At 38.8% G+C, this 21416-nt stretch carries 19 protein-coding genes and 4 pseudogenes; 12 read left to right on the top strand and 11 right to left on the bottom strand.

Annotated features, from left to right (window positions below):
• Position 1: 1 nt before the first annotated feature.
• From GTU69_RS09030 to GTU69_RS17160, 3 genes and pseudogenes are all read left to right on the top strand, one after another.
• Positions 2-471, top strand: a pseudogene (locus tag GTU69_RS09030) (CinA family protein).
• Between the two features lie 212 nt (positions 472-683).
• Positions 684-881, top strand: a complete 198-nt coding sequence (locus tag GTU69_RS09025; RefSeq protein ID WP_166169904.1) for a hypothetical protein — start codon at positions 684-686, stop codon at positions 879-881.
• A 96-nt stretch (positions 882-977) separates the two neighbouring features.
• Positions 978-1286: pseudogene (locus GTU69_RS17160) on the top strand (hypothetical protein).
• 676 nt (positions 1287-1962) lie between these two features.
• Here the strand turns inward: GTU69_RS17160 and GTU69_RS09020 are convergent.
• The 4 genes and pseudogenes from GTU69_RS09020 to GTU69_RS09005 form a co-directional block, all read right to left on the bottom strand.
• On the bottom strand, positions 1963-2196 hold the full coding sequence (locus tag GTU69_RS09020) for a hypothetical protein (RefSeq protein ID WP_166169902.1): 234 nt from the start codon (positions 2194-2196) through the stop codon (positions 1963-1965).
• A gap of 275 nt (positions 2197-2471) precedes the next feature.
• Positions 2472-3560 (bottom strand): alpha/beta fold hydrolase, encoded by a 1089-nt coding sequence (locus tag GTU69_RS09015; RefSeq protein WP_166169900.1) that lies wholly within the window; start codon positions 3558-3560, stop codon positions 2472-2474.
• An 83-nt stretch (positions 3561-3643) separates the two neighbouring features.
• Positions 3644-4053, bottom strand: a pseudogene (locus GTU69_RS09010) (nuclear transport factor 2 family protein).
• Positions 4054-4229: 176 nt separating this feature from the next.
• On the bottom strand, positions 4230-6254 hold the full coding sequence (locus GTU69_RS09005) for an NADPH-dependent 2,4-dienoyl-CoA reductase (RefSeq protein ID WP_166169896.1): 2025 nt from the start codon (positions 6252-6254) through the stop codon (positions 4230-4232).
• Between the two features lie 135 nt (positions 6255-6389).
• Between GTU69_RS09005 and GTU69_RS09000 the strand changes: the two genes are divergently transcribed.
• The 5 genes and pseudogenes from GTU69_RS09000 (at position 6390) to GTU69_RS08980 (ending at position 9598) form a co-directional block, all read left to right on the top strand.
• Positions 6390-6935 (top strand): helix-turn-helix transcriptional regulator, encoded by a 546-nt coding sequence (locus GTU69_RS09000; RefSeq protein WP_166169894.1) that lies wholly within the window; start codon positions 6390-6392, stop codon positions 6933-6935.
• A gap of 15 nt (positions 6936-6950) precedes the next feature.
• Positions 6951-7871 (top strand): alpha/beta hydrolase, encoded by a 921-nt coding sequence (locus GTU69_RS08995; RefSeq protein WP_166170091.1) that lies wholly within the window; start codon positions 6951-6953, stop codon positions 7869-7871.
• Positions 7872-7897: 26 nt separating this feature from the next.
• Positions 7898-8366 (top strand): annotated as a pseudogene (locus tag GTU69_RS08990) (Sir2 family NAD-dependent protein deacetylase); the annotation flags it as partial.
• A gap of 77 nt (positions 8367-8443) precedes the next feature.
• Positions 8444-8602: a hypothetical protein gene (locus tag GTU69_RS08985; RefSeq protein WP_166169892.1), complete on the top strand. Its 159-nt coding sequence runs from the start codon at positions 8444-8446 to the stop codon at positions 8600-8602.
• A gap of 96 nt (positions 8603-8698) precedes the next feature.
• A complete protein-coding gene (locus GTU69_RS08980; RefSeq protein WP_166169890.1) occupies positions 8699-9598 on the top strand; it encodes a LysR substrate-binding domain-containing protein in 900 nt (299 codons plus the stop codon).
• A gap of 421 nt (positions 9599-10019) precedes the next feature.
• On the opposite strand, the gene map is transcribed toward GTU69_RS08980, so the two are convergent.
• The gene (gene map / locus GTU69_RS08975; RefSeq protein ID WP_086197383.1) at positions 10020-10814 is read right to left on the bottom strand and encodes a type I methionyl aminopeptidase; all 795 of its coding nucleotides are present in this window, start codon (positions 10812-10814) and stop codon (positions 10020-10022) included.
• Positions 10815-11172: 358 nt separating this feature from the next.
• On the opposite strand from map, the gene brnQ reads away from it, so the two are divergent.
• Entirely contained in the window at positions 11173-12465 is a 1293-nt protein-coding gene (gene brnQ, locus GTU69_RS08970) for a branched-chain amino acid transport system II carrier protein (protein ID WP_166169888.1), read from the top strand.
• Positions 12466-12944: 479 nt separating this feature from the next.
• Positions 12945-13187 (top strand): hypothetical protein, encoded by a 243-nt coding sequence (locus tag GTU69_RS08965; protein ID WP_086197385.1) that lies wholly within the window; start codon positions 12945-12947, stop codon positions 13185-13187.
• Positions 13188-13257: 70 nt separating this feature from the next.
• Here the strand turns inward: GTU69_RS08965 and GTU69_RS08960 are convergent, their stop codons facing one another.
• On the bottom strand, positions 13258-13728 hold the full coding sequence (locus GTU69_RS08960) for a hypothetical protein (RefSeq protein WP_166169886.1): 471 nt from the start codon (positions 13726-13728) through the stop codon (positions 13258-13260).
• Positions 13729-13845: 117 nt separating this feature from the next.
• On the opposite strand from GTU69_RS08960, the gene GTU69_RS08955 reads away from it, so the two are divergent.
• Positions 13846-14706, top strand: a complete 861-nt coding sequence (locus tag GTU69_RS08955) for an alpha/beta fold hydrolase (RefSeq protein ID WP_166169884.1) — start codon at positions 13846-13848, stop codon at positions 14704-14706.
• A gap of 222 nt (positions 14707-14928) precedes the next feature.
• Here the strand turns inward: GTU69_RS08955 and GTU69_RS08950 are convergent, their stop codons facing one another.
• From GTU69_RS08950 to GTU69_RS08935, 4 genes are all read right to left on the bottom strand, one after another.
• Positions 14929-16068, bottom strand: coding sequence for a GGDEF domain-containing protein (locus GTU69_RS08950; RefSeq protein WP_166169882.1), 1140 nt, complete (start codon positions 16066-16068; stop codon positions 14929-14931).
• A gap of 354 nt (positions 16069-16422) precedes the next feature.
• Positions 16423-19062, bottom strand: coding sequence for a bifunctional aconitate hydratase 2/2-methylisocitrate dehydratase (locus tag GTU69_RS08945; RefSeq protein WP_166169881.1), 2640 nt, complete (start codon positions 19060-19062; stop codon positions 16423-16425).
• Positions 19063-19358: 296 nt separating this feature from the next.
• Entirely contained in the window at positions 19359-19631 is a 273-nt protein-coding gene (locus GTU69_RS08940; RefSeq protein WP_166169879.1) for a hypothetical protein, read from the bottom strand.
• 142 nt (positions 19632-19773) lie between these two features.
• Positions 19774-20133 (bottom strand): hypothetical protein, encoded by a 360-nt coding sequence (locus GTU69_RS08935; RefSeq protein WP_166169877.1) that lies wholly within the window; start codon positions 20131-20133, stop codon positions 19774-19776.
• A gap of 445 nt (positions 20134-20578) precedes the next feature.
• Here GTU69_RS08935 and GTU69_RS08930 point away from each other — a divergent pair, with 445 nt between their 5' ends.
• Complete coding sequence (locus tag GTU69_RS08930) at positions 20579-20788, top strand: cold-shock protein (protein WP_086175076.1); 210 nt, start codon at positions 20579-20581, stop codon at positions 20786-20788.
• Positions 20789-21053: 265 nt separating this feature from the next.
• Here the strand turns inward: GTU69_RS08930 and GTU69_RS08925 are convergent, their stop codons facing one another.
• Complete coding sequence (locus GTU69_RS08925; RefSeq protein ID WP_086197297.1) at positions 21054-21254, bottom strand: hypothetical protein; 201 nt, start codon at positions 21252-21254, stop codon at positions 21054-21056.
• Positions 21255-21416 lie beyond the last annotated feature (162 nt).

Raw genomic sequence — 21416 nt, 5'->3', positions numbered from 1 at the left:
TATGATGCCTCAATGTTGTGAATTATTGGCTAAAAAAATTAAAGGTGACTTTCATTGAAAGCGCTTCGGCAGGTTATTTAGCTTACCGATTTTCCCTGACTCCATTCTCTGGCAAAATTTTAATTGGAGGTTTAGTGTGTTATGACCTGAAAGTTAAAGAAAAAATACTGAAAATCTCTCCAAAACTGATAGCAAAATATATACACCTGAATCTATTGAAATTACTGAAAAATTGGTAAAAAAAGCAAAGAATATGTTTACCTCAGATATTTATGTAGGATGTACAGGATTACTCAAACCTGGCGGTTCTGAAACTTCAGAAAAATCTATGGGAACTTTTTTTATTTAATTTTATACAAAAACAAAATATATAATTACTGATGTTTATGTAATAGAAAGAAAATAGAAAAATTAAACAAGCTGATTCAACACATATGTAAAAGCCTCATTAAAATTATTAAAAAAATTTAATAAAATAATAATTAAAATTTAAATTTGTAAATATCAATACACCTAATAATCGATATATCTCATAGATATAATATATGATGTAATTATTATAATTACATTTAAAACATTATGTAACATCCATTTTATTTTTTAATTAAATATTCATGCTAATAATAATTATATCTGGTTAAACAGATTTTATTAAAAATATATATTATATATGAGGTGTAGAGATGACTAATCCAAATCAACCCCAACAACAAAATGATCAACAACGCCAACAGCAGCAACAGAACGACCAAAAACGTCAACAGCCTGGCCAACAGCAACAAAATGGTCAGCAACAGCAAAATGATCAGCAACGTCAGCAAACTGGTCAACAGCAAGATTTTCGACAAAATCAGAATGACCAAAATAATCAACAGCAATAATGCGTTGATTGAACATTAAATTTCACATTTTAGAATGTGAAATTGTATTTCATTGCTTGGCTATTGATTCCGAAAATTAGGAGCTACACAAAATGACTGATCCCAACTTTAGAAAATCAAAACCGTACGTCAAATAATGAGTCTGATCGGTATTGGCGTGAAAATTATTCAAGTCGACCTTATTATCAAGATTTACAGCGTGATATTCCCGATATTGATTATGACAAGGATTTATCCCCTGCTTACGAATTTGGAAGAAATTCACGTTCTGAATACGGCGAAAATACCCGTTTTGAAGACTCGGAAAATGATCTTGAAAGCAAATGGGAATAGTTTAAGGCGAACTCTCGCTTAAAGTGGCAACAAGCGAAACATGCTGTAAAAGATGCATGGGACAGAATATAAAGAAATGAAAATTTTCATTTAAAATCCTACTCACGAAAAAAGCACCCTCGGGTGCTTTTTTATGAAATATCTTTTTCTGATTAATTAAACATTTGCCCAAATGCATAAATCACAAACATCAGCATCAGTGCAGATGATGAAGTTACAAGGAGTTCTATTGTTTTCATAACCCACTCTCACTTCCTTATCGTGGAACTTTCTTTATACACAGATATTTTTTGTCAGACAATAACAATTATTGACATAAATGTATCAAAAAATACTAAACATATAAATATCACATTTTAAAATCTACACTTTCTCTCATTACAAATACAACAATTCATTGCAAAATATGTCGCTTGTTTTTAAAACATTTCCTTTATTTTAATATTTATTTATTTTTCAACAATTTAAATCTTAAGTCTTTAACTTTTTACTTAAATTTAAATATTCAGGTCATAATATATGATTGAACTTTCCTGTTAATTTTTACTACTTATTTTTAGGGGTTTCATGGACTCAGATTTAAATTTTTTTACAACTTGTAGACTTGCTCTCTTCTTCACTGACTGCTGTCTAGAGATCCATCAAGAAAATATTTCCTGACTTGTTCAACAGGCACGCTTAAGTAAAATTTTCAGGCATTAAAAAACCGCCTGGAAGACGGTTTTCGTATTGCTCTAACCCTTATCCCTTACACCGCATTTACATGTGCATTAAGCCGGAACATTTCATTTACACTTGTGTAGAAACTGCGGCCATCAAGATTCAAATCAATTTCAATACCAGATTCAAGCAAAACCTTCTTGCCTACTTCAACCCATTTAAACCCGTCACGGGTATTTTGCATTTTTTTAACAGGAACCAGCGATACGACAATTTCATGGCCATTTACAGATTTTGCAACTAAATTTTCAGTTTTATTCAACATTTACACCAATTTTTTAATACCGATAGAAAAGCCACCATTGGCATTTCAAAATAACAACCTTAACTTGGGATCACTCGAATGAGAGGAGATTTCTCGTATACCAATTTTGAATGAGAACATTTTCATGTCAGTTTTATTGTTGAAGCTATTATAACAGAAATACTGATTTAAGTCTCATTAATATATCAGTGTTACAAATTACAATTGTATTCAAAGATTTCAGGTTTTTTACCCTATCGATCCTTACATGTAGAAACATGCAGAAAATTACTTTACTGGTATACACGCAAATAATCTGCAATCAAACGTGCTGCCCAAGATTCAGGCTGTTTAAGGCCCTCATAAAAAATACAGTGGCTGCCCTTTTTAGTGGTCACAACCACAATATTTGGCATCTTCTGAAGGGTTTCCTTATAAGGCTCCAGATTCCGGATATGACACACAGGATCATCTTCCGCATTTAAAATCATCAACGGAATTTTGACATTTTCAAATACATGAATCGGATTGGTGGCCTGATTATAGTCTTCAAAGCTGCTATAGCCTGCCAGTTCAAAATAATAAGATTGAAACTCCAATAAATTCCTGGCAGCAAGCACTTTGGGCAAGGAGGCGGTTTGTTGCCATGTTTCACTATAAGGATGAATAAAGGATTCGAATAGCTTTTTCGTCATCACTTTACTATAGAAAGGATGTACATTTTGAAAACCCAGTTCAGTATCATAACCGGGACACAAGGCAAATGCTGCCTTAAACGGTGTTTGCTCGCCTTGTTCTCCTAAATAGCGGACCAATAGTCCTGTGCCCGCAGATGAACCAACAGCATAAAGGCTGGAATATGGAAATTTGCTTTCAATATATTCAATCTGTTCACGTAAATCATCAGTCGAACCGAACATGGAAATTTTTGGAACAGGCAGAGGTAAATTGGCATGGCCACGGCGCAAACATAAGGCTACACGCCATCCGGTATGTCGATGCAAGTCACGAACCAGCTCGGCCATACTTTCCGGTGTACCCATCAAGGTAGGCATCAACACAATAGTTGGGGTATCTTCAGTAACATGAAGTCCATACCAGGCAATAGCTGTGATCCCGCCATCAGACATGTTTAGCTGTTCAATAACATCATATTGGAGTTGCACCGCTTTTTTTTTAATTAAATCAAAATAGATCAAATGCAGATGTGTATTTGACAGCCACGGCGTTGGACGGTATTTCTGTTTAAGTTGGGGCAAAACTTCAAGCACTTGCCCTGCTTCACCTTGTGGATCATAGTACAGGGTAGGCAATGCCGCACCCGTAATCTGATCGACAATTTCTTGCACCAACTGACCGATTTTATTGACCACAAACTTCATATTCGGTTTACCTCAAAAATGATGTAACGCAAAATACTTAGTACATGTCATTCCATTAACAGTTCATACCTTTACTATACGCTTTATGCTTTAGGCATAAAAGCAGCCATACGTGCCCCATCTGTGCCGCCAATGCTTCCAGACCACTCTTCGGACGCAGCATTACTTCAAAATCAATAATTTGACCATGTTCATTAAACTGAATCATGTCAATGCCCTTGAGTTTTTTTTCACCCACATTGGCGGAAAACTCCAGCACCACATTCATTCCATCTTCGGTATAGAATTCGCGGTGGTAGCTAAAGTTTTCAAAGATCTGGATCACATTACTCAGAATAAAAAAGACCACCTGTTTGCCCGGATAAGGGTTGTATGCTACCGGTGAACGAAACACCACATCTTCAGCCAGTAATTCATTCAGAATAGACATGTCGCCTGTTTGCAGCATTTCATGCCAGCGCGCAATTGAATGTGTTGTGGTCTCGATTGTCATTTTAGCTTCCTTTTTTTGTTTTGGTATTTAAAAAAACTCCTCCCTGAGCAAGTTTTAAAGCATTGCCTTAAAACGAAGCGCAAGAAAGGAAGATTGGGAAGGATTAATTTTTAGAATTCATTAATAAGAATCCCCCTAAATCCCCCTTTTACAAAGGAGGACTTCATTGAAAGAAATTAAATCACAGCCGCTAAGTCAGCACCTTGACGGATGGCACGCTTGGCATCCAGTTCACCTGCCTCTTTGGCTCCACCAATCAAATGTACATTTTTACCCTCCGCTTTCAGTTGATCGAACATTGCTGTAAACGGTTCCTGACCTGCACAAATCACGATATTGTCGACCTCTAAAACGGTCGGCTGACCATTCACTACAATATGCAAGCCCTGATCATCAATCTTTTCATAGCTGACTCCTGCCAGCATTTTCACTGCACGGTGTTTCAATCCGGTACGGTGAATCCAGCCGGTGGTTTTACCCAGGCCTGCACCTACTGAACTTGCCTTGCGCTGCAATAAGTAAATTTCACGATTGGACTGTTCTACTTGTGCGTGCTTCAATCCACCAACATTTTCATAACGGGTATCAATACCCCATTCATTATAGAATTTTTCCGGATTCAGGCTGGCGCTATCGCCTTCATGGGTTAAATATTCTGCGGTATCAAAGCCGATACCGCCAGCCCCAATAATCGCGACACGTTGACCGACTGGCTTACGTTCTTTTAATACTTCGAGATAAGTGAGTACTTTCGGATGGTCAATACCGTCAATCTCTAAATGACGCGGAGTGACACCTGTCGCTACCACAATCTCATCAAAGTCGGACTGGCTTAATGCTTCATAGGTCGTGGGATGATTTAAAAGGAGTTTAATATTGGGCTGTAATTCAATTTTACGTTTGAAGTAACGCAAGGTTTCATAAAATTCTTCCTTGCCGGGAATAGTCTTGGCAATATTGAACTGACCGCCAATTTGATTGGCTGCTTCGAAAATGGTGACCTGATGTCCTCGTTCAGCAGCATAGGTAGCAAAACTTAAACCCGCTGGTCCTGCGCCAATCACGGCAATATTTTTAGTCTGAGTAGTTTCCTTAAAAATCAGCTCCGTTTCGTAACAGGCACGCGGATTGACCAGACAGGAAGCAATCTTCATGGAGAAAATATGATCCAGACAGGCCTGGTTACAACCAATACAGGTATTGATTTCATCGCTACGACCTTGCTCTGCTTTTTGTACAAAGAAGGCATCAGCAAGCATTGGACGTGCCATGGAAATCATGTCTGCATGACCCGAAGCCAACACATGTTCCGCCATTTCCGGCGTATTGATACGATTGGACGTAATAAGCGGAACTTTGACCAAACCTTTTAGCTTTTGAGTGACCCAGGTAAATGCTGCACGTGGTACTTTGGTAGCAATGGTCGGAATGCGCGCTTCATGCCAGCCAATCCCGGTATTGATAATGGTGGCACCGGCTTTTTCAATCTCTTTGGCCAGTTGCACCACTTCTGCAAAGGTAGAACCGCCATCAACGAGATCCAGCATGGATAAGCGGTAAATAATGATAAAGTTTTCGCCTACCGCTTCACGGGTACGCTTGACGATTTCAATCGGGAAACTGATCCGGTTTTCATAACTGCCTCCCCATTCATCATCCCGATGGTTAGTGCGCGCAGCAATAAATTCATTAATCAGATAGCCTTCCGATCCCATAATTTCTACGCCGTCATAACCTGCGTACTGCGCCAGTTTGGCACAGTGGGCAAAGTCAGCAATAGTTTGTTGTACTTCTGCGCTGGTTAAGGCATGCGGTTTAGTCGGGTTGATCGGTGCCTGAATGGCAGATGGTGCAACCAGATCAGCCTGATAGGAATAACGCCCGGTATGTAAAATTTGCATGGCAATTTTACCCCCGGCATCATGCACCGCCTGGGTAATGACTTTATGTTTTTCCGCTTCTTCCTTAGAGTCTAATTTTGCTCCACCCGCAAAGGTCAGACCTGCATCATTCGGTGCAATCCCGCCCGTCACAATCAGCCCTACACCTCCTTGTGCACGTTCTGCATAAAATGCCGCCATACGCTCATAACCACGTGGAGCTTCTTCCAGCCCTACATGCATGGACCCCATCAAAACCCGGTTTTTAAGTGTAGTAAAGCCTAAATCTAAAGGCGCTAATAAATGCGGGTAATTAGACATACAATCTCCTTGGCGTGCTTTCTCAGCTGGCGAATATCTTTTAATGCAACTTGTTGCATAACTTATATTCCAGATTTTATTTTTATGCAACATGTTGCATAATGAACTTGTAAAGATTTATTGACTGAGCCGTTTATGTCCTTAGCCCATGTTTTATTGACCAGCCTGATTGAAAAACCCAGTACCGGTATTGATTTGGCTCGTCGCTTTGACCGCTCCATGGGATTTTTCTGGAATGCGACCCATCAGCAGATTTACCGTGAACTCAGTGCCATGCAACAAAAGAACTGGATATCCACACTTGAAGATCACGGCTCCAATACACGTAAAAAGACTTATCAGGTTGAAGCTCTGGGGCGTACCGAACTGGCCGACTGGATGGTCAAGCAAAGCCCGCCTGCCCAATTGCGTGACGACTTAATGGTCCGTTTGCGTGCCGAAGCTCAACTCGGTGGCAATGCCGTGTTGCCGGAACTGGAAAGACATCTGGTCTTGCATCAACAAAATTTAAAAATTTACCAAACGATTTTCGCCAAGGATTTTGCCGATGCACAGGATCAAGACCGTACCCTGTTTATTCATAAAATGATTCTGCAACTGGGGATTGACTTGGAAATAGGCTGGATCAAGTGGCTAGAAACCATGATTCCACAGTTAAAAGCCTTTGAAGATAAGACATAAAGAAAGGATAAGCGTATTCCACACTACCTGATGCCTGATAATGAACAACTGTTTGTGCGTGAGTTTGGACAAGGACAAGCGGTGTTGGTCCTATCAGGTTTGGGTATGCAAAGCTGGCAATGGCTTCCATTTCTTTATCGGCATGCTAAAACACATCGCTTTATTATTCCGGACTGGCGCGGCTTTGGTGGTTCGCAAGAGTGTGTCATTCCCGAAATGGATGCCATTTCCAGTCACTGGCGTGATATTGACAGCTTTATTGAACAGCTTCAGTTAAACGAGTTTTCGGTGATTGCCTATTCCATGGGTGCCACCACGGCGATGCATGGCATGCAATATGGCAACTTTTCCGAACACATTGCAGCCTATTTACATATTGACCAGACCACTAAAATTTCGGTAGATGATAGCTGGGATTATGGTTTATTTGGTCAACAGCATCAGTTATTTATTTCTATTCTAACAGAGCTGTCGCAGTTACTGGCTCAGCATCAACACATTCAATATATAAAAGACCTGAATAGCCAAGCCCGCAGACAGATTGCCAAGCTTTGGCTACAGTTTATTGGCCTGCAAAATAGCAATAGATACCGTTTAAAAACCTTTGAATGGGTCTTAAACCAGTCGCGGTTGCAAAGTTTATTACTGCCCTCCAAGCGGGTCGACTATATGGCCTGGTACATCAACAATTATCTATACCATCAGGAAGATTACCGCGAAGCTATTCAAAAACTGCAATGTCCGGTGACTTTTTTCAGTGGCACGCAATCCAAGCTTTATCCGGTGAAAGGTCAAACCTTGATTGCGCAGAGTATTGCTCATGCCAAACAAGTGCATTTTGAAAAATCTGGACATACTCCTTTGCTTACTGAACCGCTAAAGTTTGCACGAGAAATTAGTGCATTTCTGCAAGCCAATGCGGCTTATAAACCTTAAACAATTGAATGATGTCAGGAGTCAAAATGAAAAAACTGGTGATCTTTTCTGGTGCAGGCATGAGTGCCGAAAGTGGCATCAACACTTTTCGGGACAGTGATGGCTTATGGGAACAGTATCGAATTGAAGACGTGGCCACACCTGAAGCCTGGAAACGCGATCCGAAACTGGTACAGCACTTCTATAATGAACGGCCAAAAATATTCTAGCTGCCAAGCCCAATGCTGCTCATCTGCTGATTGCCGAACTTGAAGATGTTTTTGATGTGCATGTCATTACCCAAAACATTGACGACCTGCATGAACGTGCTGGAAGCAGTCAGGTCATTCATCTACATGGCAATATTCGGCTGGCTAAGAGCTCGAGTCCAAACGCTCAGTACAGTACTGAATTCTTCCGGTCGAAGGTGCAGAGCTAGATTTGAGTAAACACTTCTGCAAAGATGGCTATCCTTTACGTCCACATGTGGTCTGGTTTGGCGAGGCTGTGCCTGCGCCTATGCAGATGTACAAGAATGCATACAGGATGCCGATATTTTTATCGTAATTGGTACCAGCCTACAGGTTTATCCCGTGGCAGGTCTAATCCATGAAATTTCAGCCAATTGTAACGCTTACTCTATTGACCCCAAAGCTGATCAGCAGCAGCTTCCGCCCCAATTCCAGAAAATTGTGATGATCGCTACTCAAGGCATGCAATACCTGAAAAAAATATTGCGACAATCACGATAAGCCTTTCTATTGAATAACAAAACCACAAAACAGATATTGACATAATGCAACAATAAAATTTTAATCAGCTTATTGTTGCATAAATGGAATTCTTAAATGCTGTCTGATCTTGATGATTTTTATTGCTTTGCCTTGGTGGTTGAACATGGAGGCTTTAGTGCAGCAGAACGCGCAACCGATATCCCAAAATCAAAATTAAGCCGTCGCGTTTACAATCTGGAAGAACACTTAGGGGTGCGACTCATCCAGCGCAGTTCCCGCCATTTTGCCGTAACCGATATTGGCATGAATATTTATCGCCATGCCCAGGTCATGATGAATGCTGCACAAGCGGCCCATGATCTGGTTGATCATCTCAGCATTCAGCCGCGTGGTGTAATCAAGGTCAGTTTGCCTGTTTCAATTGCGCAAAATGAAATTGCCAAGATTTTGCCAAAATTCCTGAAAACCTATCCGGAAATTAAAGTGCAGCTCATTGTCAGTAACCGCCGTGTCGATATCATCAATGAAGGCATTGATGTGGCACTTCGGGTACGTTCCAATCTGGATGATGACCCGAATCTGGTTTTACGCAAATTTGAAAATATCGAGCAGCACCTGTTTGCCAGCCAAGCCTATCTAAATGAATTTGGTGACTTAAAACAGCCTGAGGATTTAAGCAATCATCAAATTCTCAGTATGTCAGATGAACATTTAGACCAATACATTGTTGTGCATGATGATAAAAACCGGCAGAAAAAAATCAAGGTCAATCCTATAGTTATGGGTTCTGACCTGATGATGCTGGCACAACTGGCACGACAAAATTGCGGAATTGTGTTATTGCCCGATAGCATTGTGCAGGATTATGTTCAAAGTGGTGAATTAGTACGTGTATTGCCGGACTGGAAAGCGCCACATGGGATTTTCCACGCGGTTTATCCTTCACGCCGTGGCCTGTTACCTGCGGTCCGTGTCTTTATCGACTATTTGGTGGAACAGCTCAGTAAGCATTAAGCTTTTATGGATCTGGGTAAAAAAAGCAATCACAGGGCTATCTTCAACCCATCGACAGAGGCCTTTGAGTTGCTAATGAATACATTACAAAAACCGTAAATCTTATTGTTACAAAAACATAAAATTTACTTGAGTAATACATAAATTTAGATAAAAAAAAAGCTTATCCGAGGTGGATAAGCTTATAAACTTTAAATAAGGAAAATAAGAAACTACAGCTAGAATCTATAGTTGTATATTACAAAGAAAAAATGTAAATATCTAATAGATAAAAGATATCAAAAAAGTATAGCAAAAACATTTTTATCTAAAAAATCATAAATTTACGTCTTAATATCATAGATATTAAAACTTTATATGAACAAAAAATACACAATTCTATACTAAAGTATAAAGTTGTATATTTCATTTAACTCTTCGCTTAAATTACAGGATATGAGCCAGTACCTTCTGGCCAAGGAGATAACAGTTCAAAACCGGTATCCGTTACAGCAACCATATGTTCCCATTGTGCTGTCAAAGAGCGGTCTGCTGTAACAACAGTCCAGCCATCCTTAAGCTCTTTAACACGCGCCTTGCCTGCATTGACCATCGGCTCAATGGTAAAAACCATGCCTTTTTTAAGGATCAGACCTTGACCAGGCTGACCATAATGCAGCACATTCGGCTGTTCATGATAGACCTTACCAATGCCATGACCGCAGTATTCACGGACAATGCTATAGCCCTCACGATGAGCCACAGACTGAATGGCAAAACCGATATCACCTAAAGTTGCGCCCGGTTTCACCGCATGGATGCCGGCTACCATGGCTTCATAAGTGGTTTCAACCAGTTTTTTCGCTTCTGGTTTTACATTTCCGACATAATACATCCGGCTGGTATCACCAAAATACCCATCTTTAATGATCGCCACATCAATATTGATAATGTCACCATCCTGCAAAATGGTGTTTGGCGATGGGATACCGTGACACACCACCTCATTTGGAGAAATACAGGTGGTTTTGGTATAGCCATAATAGCCCACGTTGGCTGGAATGACTTTTAAGGTATTCACAATGAAGTCATTGCAGATATCATCCAGATACTCTGTACTTACTCCAGGCTTGACATACTTCCCTATCATCTCCAAAACCTGAGCAGCCAAACGTCCAGAAATACGGAGTTTCTCTAAATCTTGCTCAGTTTTAATGGTAATAGTGGAAGCTTTCATTGCATCATCCTCAGAAATAAGGCTTATGATTATAGTCCTTTTACTTTAATTTTGTTTAATATGAGCAGATAAACACCGGAGTTTTGAGTATTTTTAGTCAACCATGCGGTTAATTTATATACACTTAAACGATCATTATAAAAAAATCAAAATCTGCTTAAAAAATTAAAAAAGCATAATCACCTATACTTTTATGCTTTTTACCAATTAATCAAATATATAAATAAACTTAAACTCTTCAGTTGTTTAGTTTAAGAGCTTACTGAACCTCTAAAACTTATAAGCTGCATAAAATGAACTGTAAAAAAGCACTAATATCTTCTAAAATCGCTTTTTTGTTTAATTCCTCTCCCTTTTTATGACGAATCTCCGCACAAGGGATATTATTGCCTTGGGTTTTATGACTTTTGCACTTTTTATTGGTGCGGGCAATATTATCTTTCCACCAATTGTCGCTCAACAAGCGGGTGAACATGTATGGTTAGCTGCTTTAGGTTTTCTTATTACTGCAGTTGGCCTGCCTGTTATCACCATTATGGCACTTTCACGTGTAGAAGGATCAATCCAGAATTTAAGTTCACCTCTGGGTAAAATCGCCAGCCTGATTTTAACCATTGTATGTTACTTAGCTGTTGGTCCTCTATTTGCAACACCTCGTACAGCCACAGTTTCCTATGAAATCGGTTTCTCTTCCTATTTTGGTACATCAAGTAGCAGCCTGCTGATTTATAGTGCAATTTATTTTGCAGTCGTCACTGTTATTTCATTATACCCCAACAAACTGCTCGATACTGTCGGCCACTTCCTGGCACCTTTAAAGATTATTTCTTTGGCAGTATTAGGTATCTCTGCATTTGTCATTCCTGCTGGGTTCATTTCACCAGCAATTAACAACTATGCGACTGCCCCAGTTTCTGAAGGTTTTGTCAATGGTTACTTAACTATGGACACTTTGGGTGCATTGGTATTTGGTATTGTTATTATTCACGCAATTCATTCACGTGGTGTAACAGATAAAAAACTGGTGACCAAGTATGCCGTGATTGCCAGCTTGATTTCTGGTGCAGGTTTAACCTTGGTTTATTTAAGCCTGTTTAAACTCGGTTTAGGCAGCCATGAAGTCGCTCCAAATGCAGCCAATGGTGCAGTGATCCTGCATGCCTATGTGCAGCATGCTTTTGGTGATATTGGTTCTGTATTCTTGACCGGCATGATTTTCCTGGCCTGTATGGTAACAGCGATTGGTTTAACCTGTGCTTGTGCAGAATACTTTTCGGAACTGACTAAAATTCCTTATAAAATTTTAGTGTTTGTTCTGGTTGGTTTCGCTTTCATCATTTCAAACCTCGGTTTAACCAAACTGATTGCTGTGTCTGTACCTGTTTTAAGTGCCATTTATCCACCAGCAATTGCAGTGATTCTACTGAGCTTCTTGTGGAAATTTTTCAACAGGCCTGCTTATGTGGTTGCACCAGTAACTGCAGTAGCCCTGTTATTCGGTATTTTTGACGGCCTGAAAGTTGCAGGACTTGAAGCCTACTTACCCGGTTTCATTCAAAATCTACCGTTAAACGCACAAAACTTAGCATGGCTGATTCCATCTATTATTGTGCTGATTATCGCTATCGTCATCGATAAAGTTAGAAAATAACTGAGTTGATGTGCTTAAAATCTGGTTTTACCCAAACCTGATTTTAACCGTGATCAATAAAACATCATGTTTTACCCAAACTGGGTTTTATTGTTTACATCCTCATCAATCCAACATGGTTGCTTAAACATATAAAATACAATCAGTCACGATTAGACTGATCTTGCCGTATCCCATCCCAAACCTTGATACACTTCTAGACTGGCATCAATATTGCTTCTTTTATACTCACTATTGTTGATTATCTTGACATCTTTTTAACTGCTAAGAATGAATGAGGAGGATAATTGCATATTCAGAAGAAATATCCAGCATTTATATGTTGAATAAAATCAGGCTATAAACTTATGTCTAACATATTTTTATGACAAAATAGTGACATCAACTATTGAAATGAATCGAAATACCAAGTACAACAATAGAAACTAATCTGACTAAAACAATTAGGTTTAGGTCAATATATAACCGGAGGAGTGGAGATGTTATCATTACATTTCAATAAAGAAATCTTCATTAACGCTCTAAAAGCAAATAAGAATATGGTCACTTATTTGAGTACTACGGTTGCTCTGATTGTGACACTCATTATTCATGGTTTAATTCAAGGCAACTTAAAACCTGAATTCTTTATGTATGCTTTTATTGTATCGGTAGCTTTCTATGTGTGGGCTGTGGTCGATCAGAAATACCGTCAACAAAAGCAGAATACTTCTACAGAATAAAAGATGGGTGAACTATCACCCATCTTAATAATAATTAATCATCCAGAACTTATACCCAAATCACCAACCATCAAGTTAAAACCTTCACCAGGCCGATCATTGTACCAAGCAATAATCCTGCTGTAGCACCCAACTCTCCAATGATCAGAAAAATCATTGCACTACTTAGCATCCATTTTGGCAAGTGCCAACGTCCCATTTGATGAGGTTGCTTAAACTGATTGGTCGTATCTTTCAGCCAGCCATGTAACACATAACTTAAAATTGAAAAGCTAAAAAAGAAAAGATTGATCAATACAAAAGTAAAGTTAAGTCCCTCACTCCAAACTGAAAAATAGGCTAGAATTGCAATAATCAGGCTAGCTGGTGCATAGAGCAAGCTACTTCTATGTGCAATATCGACATAATAATGAGCCCGCACCTGTGCTGAATGACGAATCTGATAATATTTCCATACCCCGGTCAGCATGCCCACCCAAAGAAAAATACCACTAAACAACACGGCCCAAGCTACAGCCTGTGTTAAATTTTCCGCTTCCATTCATTTATATCCTTATTTTTAGATCGTTATTTTGACTTTAAAGTCATGAATTATACAAGTTTCTTTTTAGAACTTGGCTACAGTAGTTACCATATATACTTATTCCATATTCTCCATATGAACACTTTTGAATCATTAACAATTACCTGTAAAGATGGATATTCACTTAGCGGCCACTTTTATGCAGCCAGCGCTACGCAAAAAAAGAATTACCCAGTCCTCATCTGTCCAGCAACCGGGATTACCCAGAATTTTTATCAAGCTTTTGCAGAATGGTTAATCACACAAGGCTATGATGTTTTGAGTTTCGATTTCCGCGGAATTGGTCGTTCTTTACATGGTCCGGTTAGTCAATCTGAAGCCAGTATTGTAGATTGGGGTAAACTGGATATTCCAGCTGCAATAGAGACCTTGTTATATAAAACTCAAGCCGATCAGGTCATTTTAGTCGGTCACAGTGCTGGCGGTCAGCTTTTGGGGATTGTGCCTAATCATGAAAAAGTAGCCAAAGTTGTTGCGGTTTCAGGTTCAACCGGGCATGTTAAAGGCTTAAAGGGCCGCACCAAATTGCTGGCTTCTGTCATGTTTAATGTCCTTTTTCCATTGACTCGCATCACCAAAGGTTATGCTCCGACTCAAGCAATTGGAATGGGAGAAAATCTACCTAAAGATGTCGCCACACAATGGGCACAATTTTGTAGTAAACCGGGTTATGTAATCAATGCGATTGGCAAAAGCGTGTTTGAAGATTATCACACTCAAATTAGCTGCCCGATTACGGTACTGTGGTCATCGGATGATGAAATTGCAACGGAAGCCAACGTAAAGGATTTATTACGCCTGTACCCGAATGCCGACACTCAAATGATTGAGCTAAAACCGAAAAGCTACGGACATAAAACGATTGGTCATATGCTGATGTTTAAGAAGTCTCATCAAAATTTATGGTCGGTGATTGGAAAAGAACTCTTGGCTTAAGCATTTATACATCGCCAATTTTAGAAAATTATGTTCTAATACACTTAGTTTGAGATGAGCCTCTTACAGTATATAAGCTTAGATCTTATATACGACTAGCCCCTAACCATGGGGCTTTTTAATGCCTAAAATTTATTACTTGTATATGATGAACAAAAATAATGGCGTTCTATAATTTTTATTTAATTCAAAATCCGGACATTAAAGGTAAATCTAATTTTTTTAATTAAAACATACCCGATTTCGTCCACTATTTTTGGCTTCATATAAATGCTTATCTGCTATTTCCAAGGCACTCATAAACTGGGATTCTGTCTCTATTTTAGCCGCTCCAAAACTTGCAGTAATTTTAATGTCATGAATAAAAATTTGATCTTCAACCTTTTTACGTAAACGCTCAACCAAAACCCATGAAGCCTCCTCATTTGGACTTTGCAGCAAGATAATAAATTCTTCCCCACCAAACCGCCCAACAATATCACCTTCCCGAATATTAAATCTGCATATATCGGCAAATGCGTATAAAATTTTATCTCCCACAACATGTCCCCATGTATCATTTATATTCTTAAAATTATCAATATCACACATCACAAGATAAACTTCACCATACTGTTTTTTCTCAAACAGGTCTTTGGTTTTTTCCAGGAAGCCATTCCGGTTATACAATTTGGTTAAAGGATCTCTCAACCGCTCTTCATTAAGGCTAGTAAACATTTCTTTTACAGCTACGGCCGAGAGAATAATGGCAAACCACAGACTGATAAAAACATTTATAGAAATCAGCATCATCCACCAAGTTGTGGTCGCAACGGTCATATGTTGCAGTTCTTGAAGATACACAATGACTATTAAAGCTCTAATAAATGCATAGATAACGACGAAAAAATAACTCAAACACAAAAGTTTTTCTAAAGCATAGGTTTTTTTAAATAAAGCATATACTTTTGGTAGGGCTAAAGCTTCCAAGCATAAAACAACCACACTAACTATGACCACTCGTGACCATAAATTCTCATCGATATAGGTGAAATATAGAAGTAAAGTTATACCCGCAATAATAAGGCCAGAAGAGATCCATATATTTAATTTAGCATTAGCTTTTAAGAACATTCCATGTACGACTGCCCAAACCCCACCTATATACAGAATTGCAAACCAAGGCGCTGTTAGCCGTAGTTGTGTATTTGTCATCAATGTCTGTGTAGCGAATGCTACAGATAACTGAATACAACCAATTCCCATCCACATTAAATACTTGGGTGCTTTAAACCTTAAATATGCAACAATAAAGGCCGTACCAATCAGAATTAAGCAAATTGGGTAAATCAACAAGAAATAGTGAGTAGCTGGTAGATTCACGGACTTGAATAACCACTAGAACTGTGTAGTTTTTATTCTAAATTGTTTAGCTAAACTTATTCAATAAATATTTATTTTTAATAAGAAAATATTAATTGATTATTTTTAAAAACTCAGTAATTTTTAAACGCGCTTTTCATATTCCATCTCAACAAAATATTCGCACTTTTATTGAATATTTAAAGTCATTGTTCTATTAGAGTGCTTGGAAACATTACTTTTCAGCAAAGATCAGACGTTTGTATAAATTCATTGAGGCTTTTAAAAAGTCCAGAATACCAACTCTCTATACTTGTCATTACTCCAAAAAATAAGGGCTGATAAATCAGCCCTTATTTTCAACTACTTATTCAATCAAGACAATTGAGCAGCAGCAATTTTCTTGGTATCGATGTCTTTAGCAGCATCTGTATACTCGCCCATCTTGTCGAAGTTCAAGTATTGATAGATGTCAGCAGACATGCTATCAATTTGAGCTGCATATTGTTGATATTCTTCTGGAGTTGGTAATTTACCAAGTACAGCAGCAACAGATGCAAGTTCAGCAGAAGCTAAGTAAACATTAGCGCCTTGACCTAAACGGTTCGGGAAGTTACGAGTAGAAGTTGATACACAAGTAGTGTTCGGAGCTACACGTGCCTGGTTACCCATACATAATGAACAGCCTGGCATTTCAGTACGAGCGCCAGCTTTACCATAAATGTTATAGAAACCTTCTTCCATCAATTGGTGCTCGTCCATACGAGTTGGCGGAGCCAACCATAAACGAGTAGACAATACGCCACCAGGTACTTTATCAAGTAATTTACCAGCAGCACGGAAGTGACCGATATTCGTCATACATGAACCAACGAATACTTCGTCAATCTTAATGCCTTGAACGTCAGAAAGAAGTTTAGCGTCATCTGGATCGTTCGGGCAGCAAAGAACAGGTTCAGTGATTGTAGCTAGGTCGATTTCATACACTTTAGTGTATTCAGCGTCAGCATCAGCTTTAAGAAGTGATGGGTTAGCCAACCATTTTTCCATGTTCTCAACACGACGAGCCATAGTACGCGCATCGCCATAACCTTGAGAAATCATCCATTTCAACATAGTGATGTTAGAACGGAGGTATTCAGCAACTTTCTCTTCAGAAAGCGTAATTGAACAACCAGCAGCAGAACGTTCAGCAGAAGCATCGGAAAGTTCGAATGCTTGTTCTACTGTTAATTCAGTTTCCATTTCAGTTAGGTCGATTTCTAGGATACGACCAGAGAAGATGTTTTTCTTACCTTTTTTCTCAACAGTAAGATCGCCTTCCTGGATCGCACGGTAAGGAATCGCATGTACAAGGTCACGTAGAGTGATACCAGGCTGCATTTTACCTTTGAATTTCACAAGAACAGATTCAGGCATGTCTAGTGGCATAACACCAGTCGCTGCAGCGAACGCTACAAGGCCAGAACCTGCTGGGAATGAAATACCGATTGGGAAACGAGTATGTGAGTCACCACCAGTACCAACGGTATCTGGAAGAAGCATACGGTTTAACCAAGAGTGAATAATACCGTCACCTGGACGTAAAGACACACCACCACGGTTCATGATGAAATCAGGAAGCGTGTGTTGCATTTGAACGTCAACTGGTTTTGGATACGCAGCTGTGTGACAGAAAGATTGCATTACCAAGTCAGCAGAGAAGCCTAGGCAAGCCAAGTCTTTCAATTCGTCACGAGTCATTGGACCAGTTGTATCTTGAGAACCAACAGTTGTCATCTTAGGTTCGCAGTAAGTACCTGGACGAACACCTTGACCTTCTGGAAGACCACAAGCGCGACCTACCATTTTTTGAGCTTGAGTGAAGCCTTTACCAGTATTCTCAGGTTGAACTGGAGTACGGAATAAAGTTGAAGGTGCAAGACCTAAAGCTTCACGCGCTTTACCAGTCAAACCACGACCAATGATCAGGTTGATACGGCCACCAGCACGTACTTCATCTAACAACACTGGAGTTTTAAGTTCAGACTCGGCAATTTGAGCGCCATCTTTGAATGCAGTTACTTTAGCAGCAGCATGGTCGATTTTAAGTGTGATCTCGTCGCCCATGTTCATGTTGGTAACGTCAATCTCGACTGGTAACGCACCAGCATCTTCCATTGTGTTGAAGAAGATCGGAGCAATTTTACCACCTAAGCAGTAACCACCGTCTTTTTTGTTCGGGATGTGAGCAATTTCGTCACCAAAGAACCAAAGAACAGAGTTAGTTGCAGATTTACGAGAAGAACCTGTACCAACTACGTCGCCTACGTAAGCAACTTGGTTGCCTTTCGCAACAAGTTCTTTAATTTGGCTTAATGGACCAACTTCACCCGGTTTTTCAGGATTGATGCCATCACGTTCGTTTTTCAACATCGCATTTGCATGTAATGGGATGTCAGGACGGCTCCAAGCATCTTGAGCTGGAGACAAGTCATCAGTGTTAGTTTCACCAGTAACTTTGAATACAGTTAATTTGATTTCTTCTGGAACGTCTTTACGACTAGTGAACCATTCAGCATCAGCCCAAGACTGCATAACAGCTTGTGCATTTGCATTGCCCGCTTTCGCTTTGTCAGCTACGTCATGGAATGCATCAAATACAAGAAGAGTTTTTTTCAATGCATCAGCAGCTAAACCTGATAATTCTGCATTGTCTAAAAGTTCAACTAAAGGCGCAACGTTATAACCACCAAGCATAGTACCCAGTAAGTAAACCGCACGTTCTTTAGAAACTAATGGTGAAGTCGCTTCACCTTTTGCCACAGCAGCCAAGAAAGCAGCTTTAACATAAGCAGCTTGGTCAACACCTGCTGGAACACGGTTTTCAAGCAAGTCAACTAAAAATGCTTCTTCTCCAGCTGGTGGATTTTTTAATAGTTCAACCAAGTCAGCTGTTTGAGCATCGTCAAGTGGCTTCGGTGGGACTCCGAGTGCGGCACGTTCTGCAACGTGTTGGCGGTAAGCTTCTAGCACAGTGTTATTCCTCTTTTTTAAAAAATTATTTACGAATTCCAGCTTATGCAAAGCTTCGCAAATAATATGGACTGCTAAATTTTACTAAAATTCCAGTTAAAAGTTAATGCAACTACAGTGTTTCTTTGTGATGCCCATTATTTTATAGCTAAATAATGGGCATATCGATTACACAATAAGCAAATCCTTCACTTTTAAAGCTTTTTAATGATGAAAAAAGTTACTTTTAATGGAACATTCAACACAAAAAAGACAACTCCATGTTGCCTGTTTTGCTTATATAAAAATATTCAACCTTAGTGGACAGTGGTGACTGTTAAATATTGAGCTAATTCTGCACGATTCCCGGTAAATTTAACTGCACATTCATCTTCAAACAGGCCTTGATGTTGATTACTGGCGAATGAAATATCAACTAAATAACGAGGATAATGCTGATCTGCCAATTTTCTGCGGAGAAAGACTTTATCTCCCACACTCAGGACATAATTTGCACCGCCAATAATTGCTACACCGTGCTCATCTTCCAAGAGCAAATCTTCATGATGTAAGTAGCCAATCACATCCATATTTCTACTCCAGTCATTATAATTCTTGATTTCATTATTCAATAACAAGATAAGCTTTTCTATATTTTTACTTAAGCAAATGTGACAATTTATTTTTTAATTTGCTTAGGCTATTTTATGCATCAATATAAAAAACCGTTCATTAGAACGGTTTGTAATTTGGCATTTTGTCATGCGGCGTGGCGATACATTTTTCAGTAATTTTCTGCTTGAACTGATTACGGCTTGCTTCCGGATCTTTATTAATTTCATCTATAGGAAATGCATAGACCTGTTCAATAATATCCAGAATAAAGGTTTTGGTGATTTCATCTTCAATCTTGTTGGCATGTTCTATAGCTGCCTCTTTGGTAATGGTATTTTGACGATCATACATAATATTGTTTGCCGCATTACCCATACTCGTACAATAACCTTTCCACTGTTCTTCAGGTGTTAATGGCTTCTTTTCAGCACAGCCCACTAAAGCAACCAATGCCATCAAAGTGAATAACTTTTTCATCAATGTTCTCCTGTTGCCTCCTATCATAATCAAAGTTAAGCAAAATACGAAATCATCAAAATAAGATATCCAAAAAAATCATGAGCAAACTAAAATCAAGTACATAAAGAATAAGCTCTATTTTAAGTTCATGGGTTTAAAAAAGACTTTGTATTGAATTTTTTATTTTCAACTAATTTTTAAGTTATTAATTTAATTGAACATAATTATTAAGTTACAAATTTGAGCTATAAAAAGCAGCAATAGGTAGCTATTCATTTGCATAATTTCAAACATAGCTGTATGCTTAAAGCCAACTAGAAAAATAGTTTGCTCTGGTAAATCTTCTTGTATTTCGCAGTTTTAGTCATAATCCTTCGTTTTTCAGATTTAAAGTTCCATTCTTATTTTCAAGTTAAATTATCTGGCTTTTCAATAAGCTAAAAACATTTTTAAGGATTTTATTATGTCTAATACTGTAAAAGGTACTGTTAAGTGGTTTAACGAAACTAAAGGTTTTGGTTTTATTCAACAAGAAAATGGCCCTGACGTTTTCGCTCATTTCAGCGAAATCACTGGTAATGGCTTCAAAACTTTGGCTGAAGGCCAACAAGTTGAATTCAGCATCGCTCAAGGTCAAAAAGGCCCGAATGCTGTAAACATCGTAGCACTATAATTTAAAAATCACGCTTGCCGACTGCAAGCATGATTTAAAAAAGCGAGAGTTAAACTCTCGCTTTTTTTTGGATTTTAAAACACTGATGCCCTAAATTAGGGTATTTTATTGAGTAGTTGATCTACCAGTTCATTAATTTTAGTTTCAATGATGCACGTTGCGAGTGACATTGCTGAGGTCAGAATCGGGGGATTGGAAATATTGTTTCATTCATGTCCACCACCTCACAGAAAATAAATAGCCCAATATTGAATTGGGCTATTCTTTACTCTTCAACTTCTATCGGATCCCCATCTTCAGGTCGAATATGACGAGTTCCATCATCTGCAGGGTCAACACTTGAGCCATCTTTAGTAATAGCGTTGTACATCTCATCCTCTTTCTTATCGTCGATAAATTCTTCATCTTCGAAATCTTGAGGCTCATTATCATCGTCAAAATCTAAAGGCTTTTCTTCATCTATCATGACAATCCATCACTTGTTTTATCAATCAAATTGAATAGCCACTAATTTTGTAGACACCTTTTAGTTAGATATGGACTGCCACCACTCTCCTAGACAAATATCGTCTATTCTTTTTGCATAGGAGAGAACATTATGAGTGGACAACGATACACCCCAGAATTT

The sequence above is a fragment of the Acinetobacter sp. SA01 genome, assembly GCF_011319235.1.
Lineage (GTDB): Bacteria > Pseudomonadota > Gammaproteobacteria > Pseudomonadales > Moraxellaceae > Acinetobacter.
Note: the sequence above shows the minus strand (reverse complement) of the source record. Positions and strands in the feature narration are given on the sequence as shown.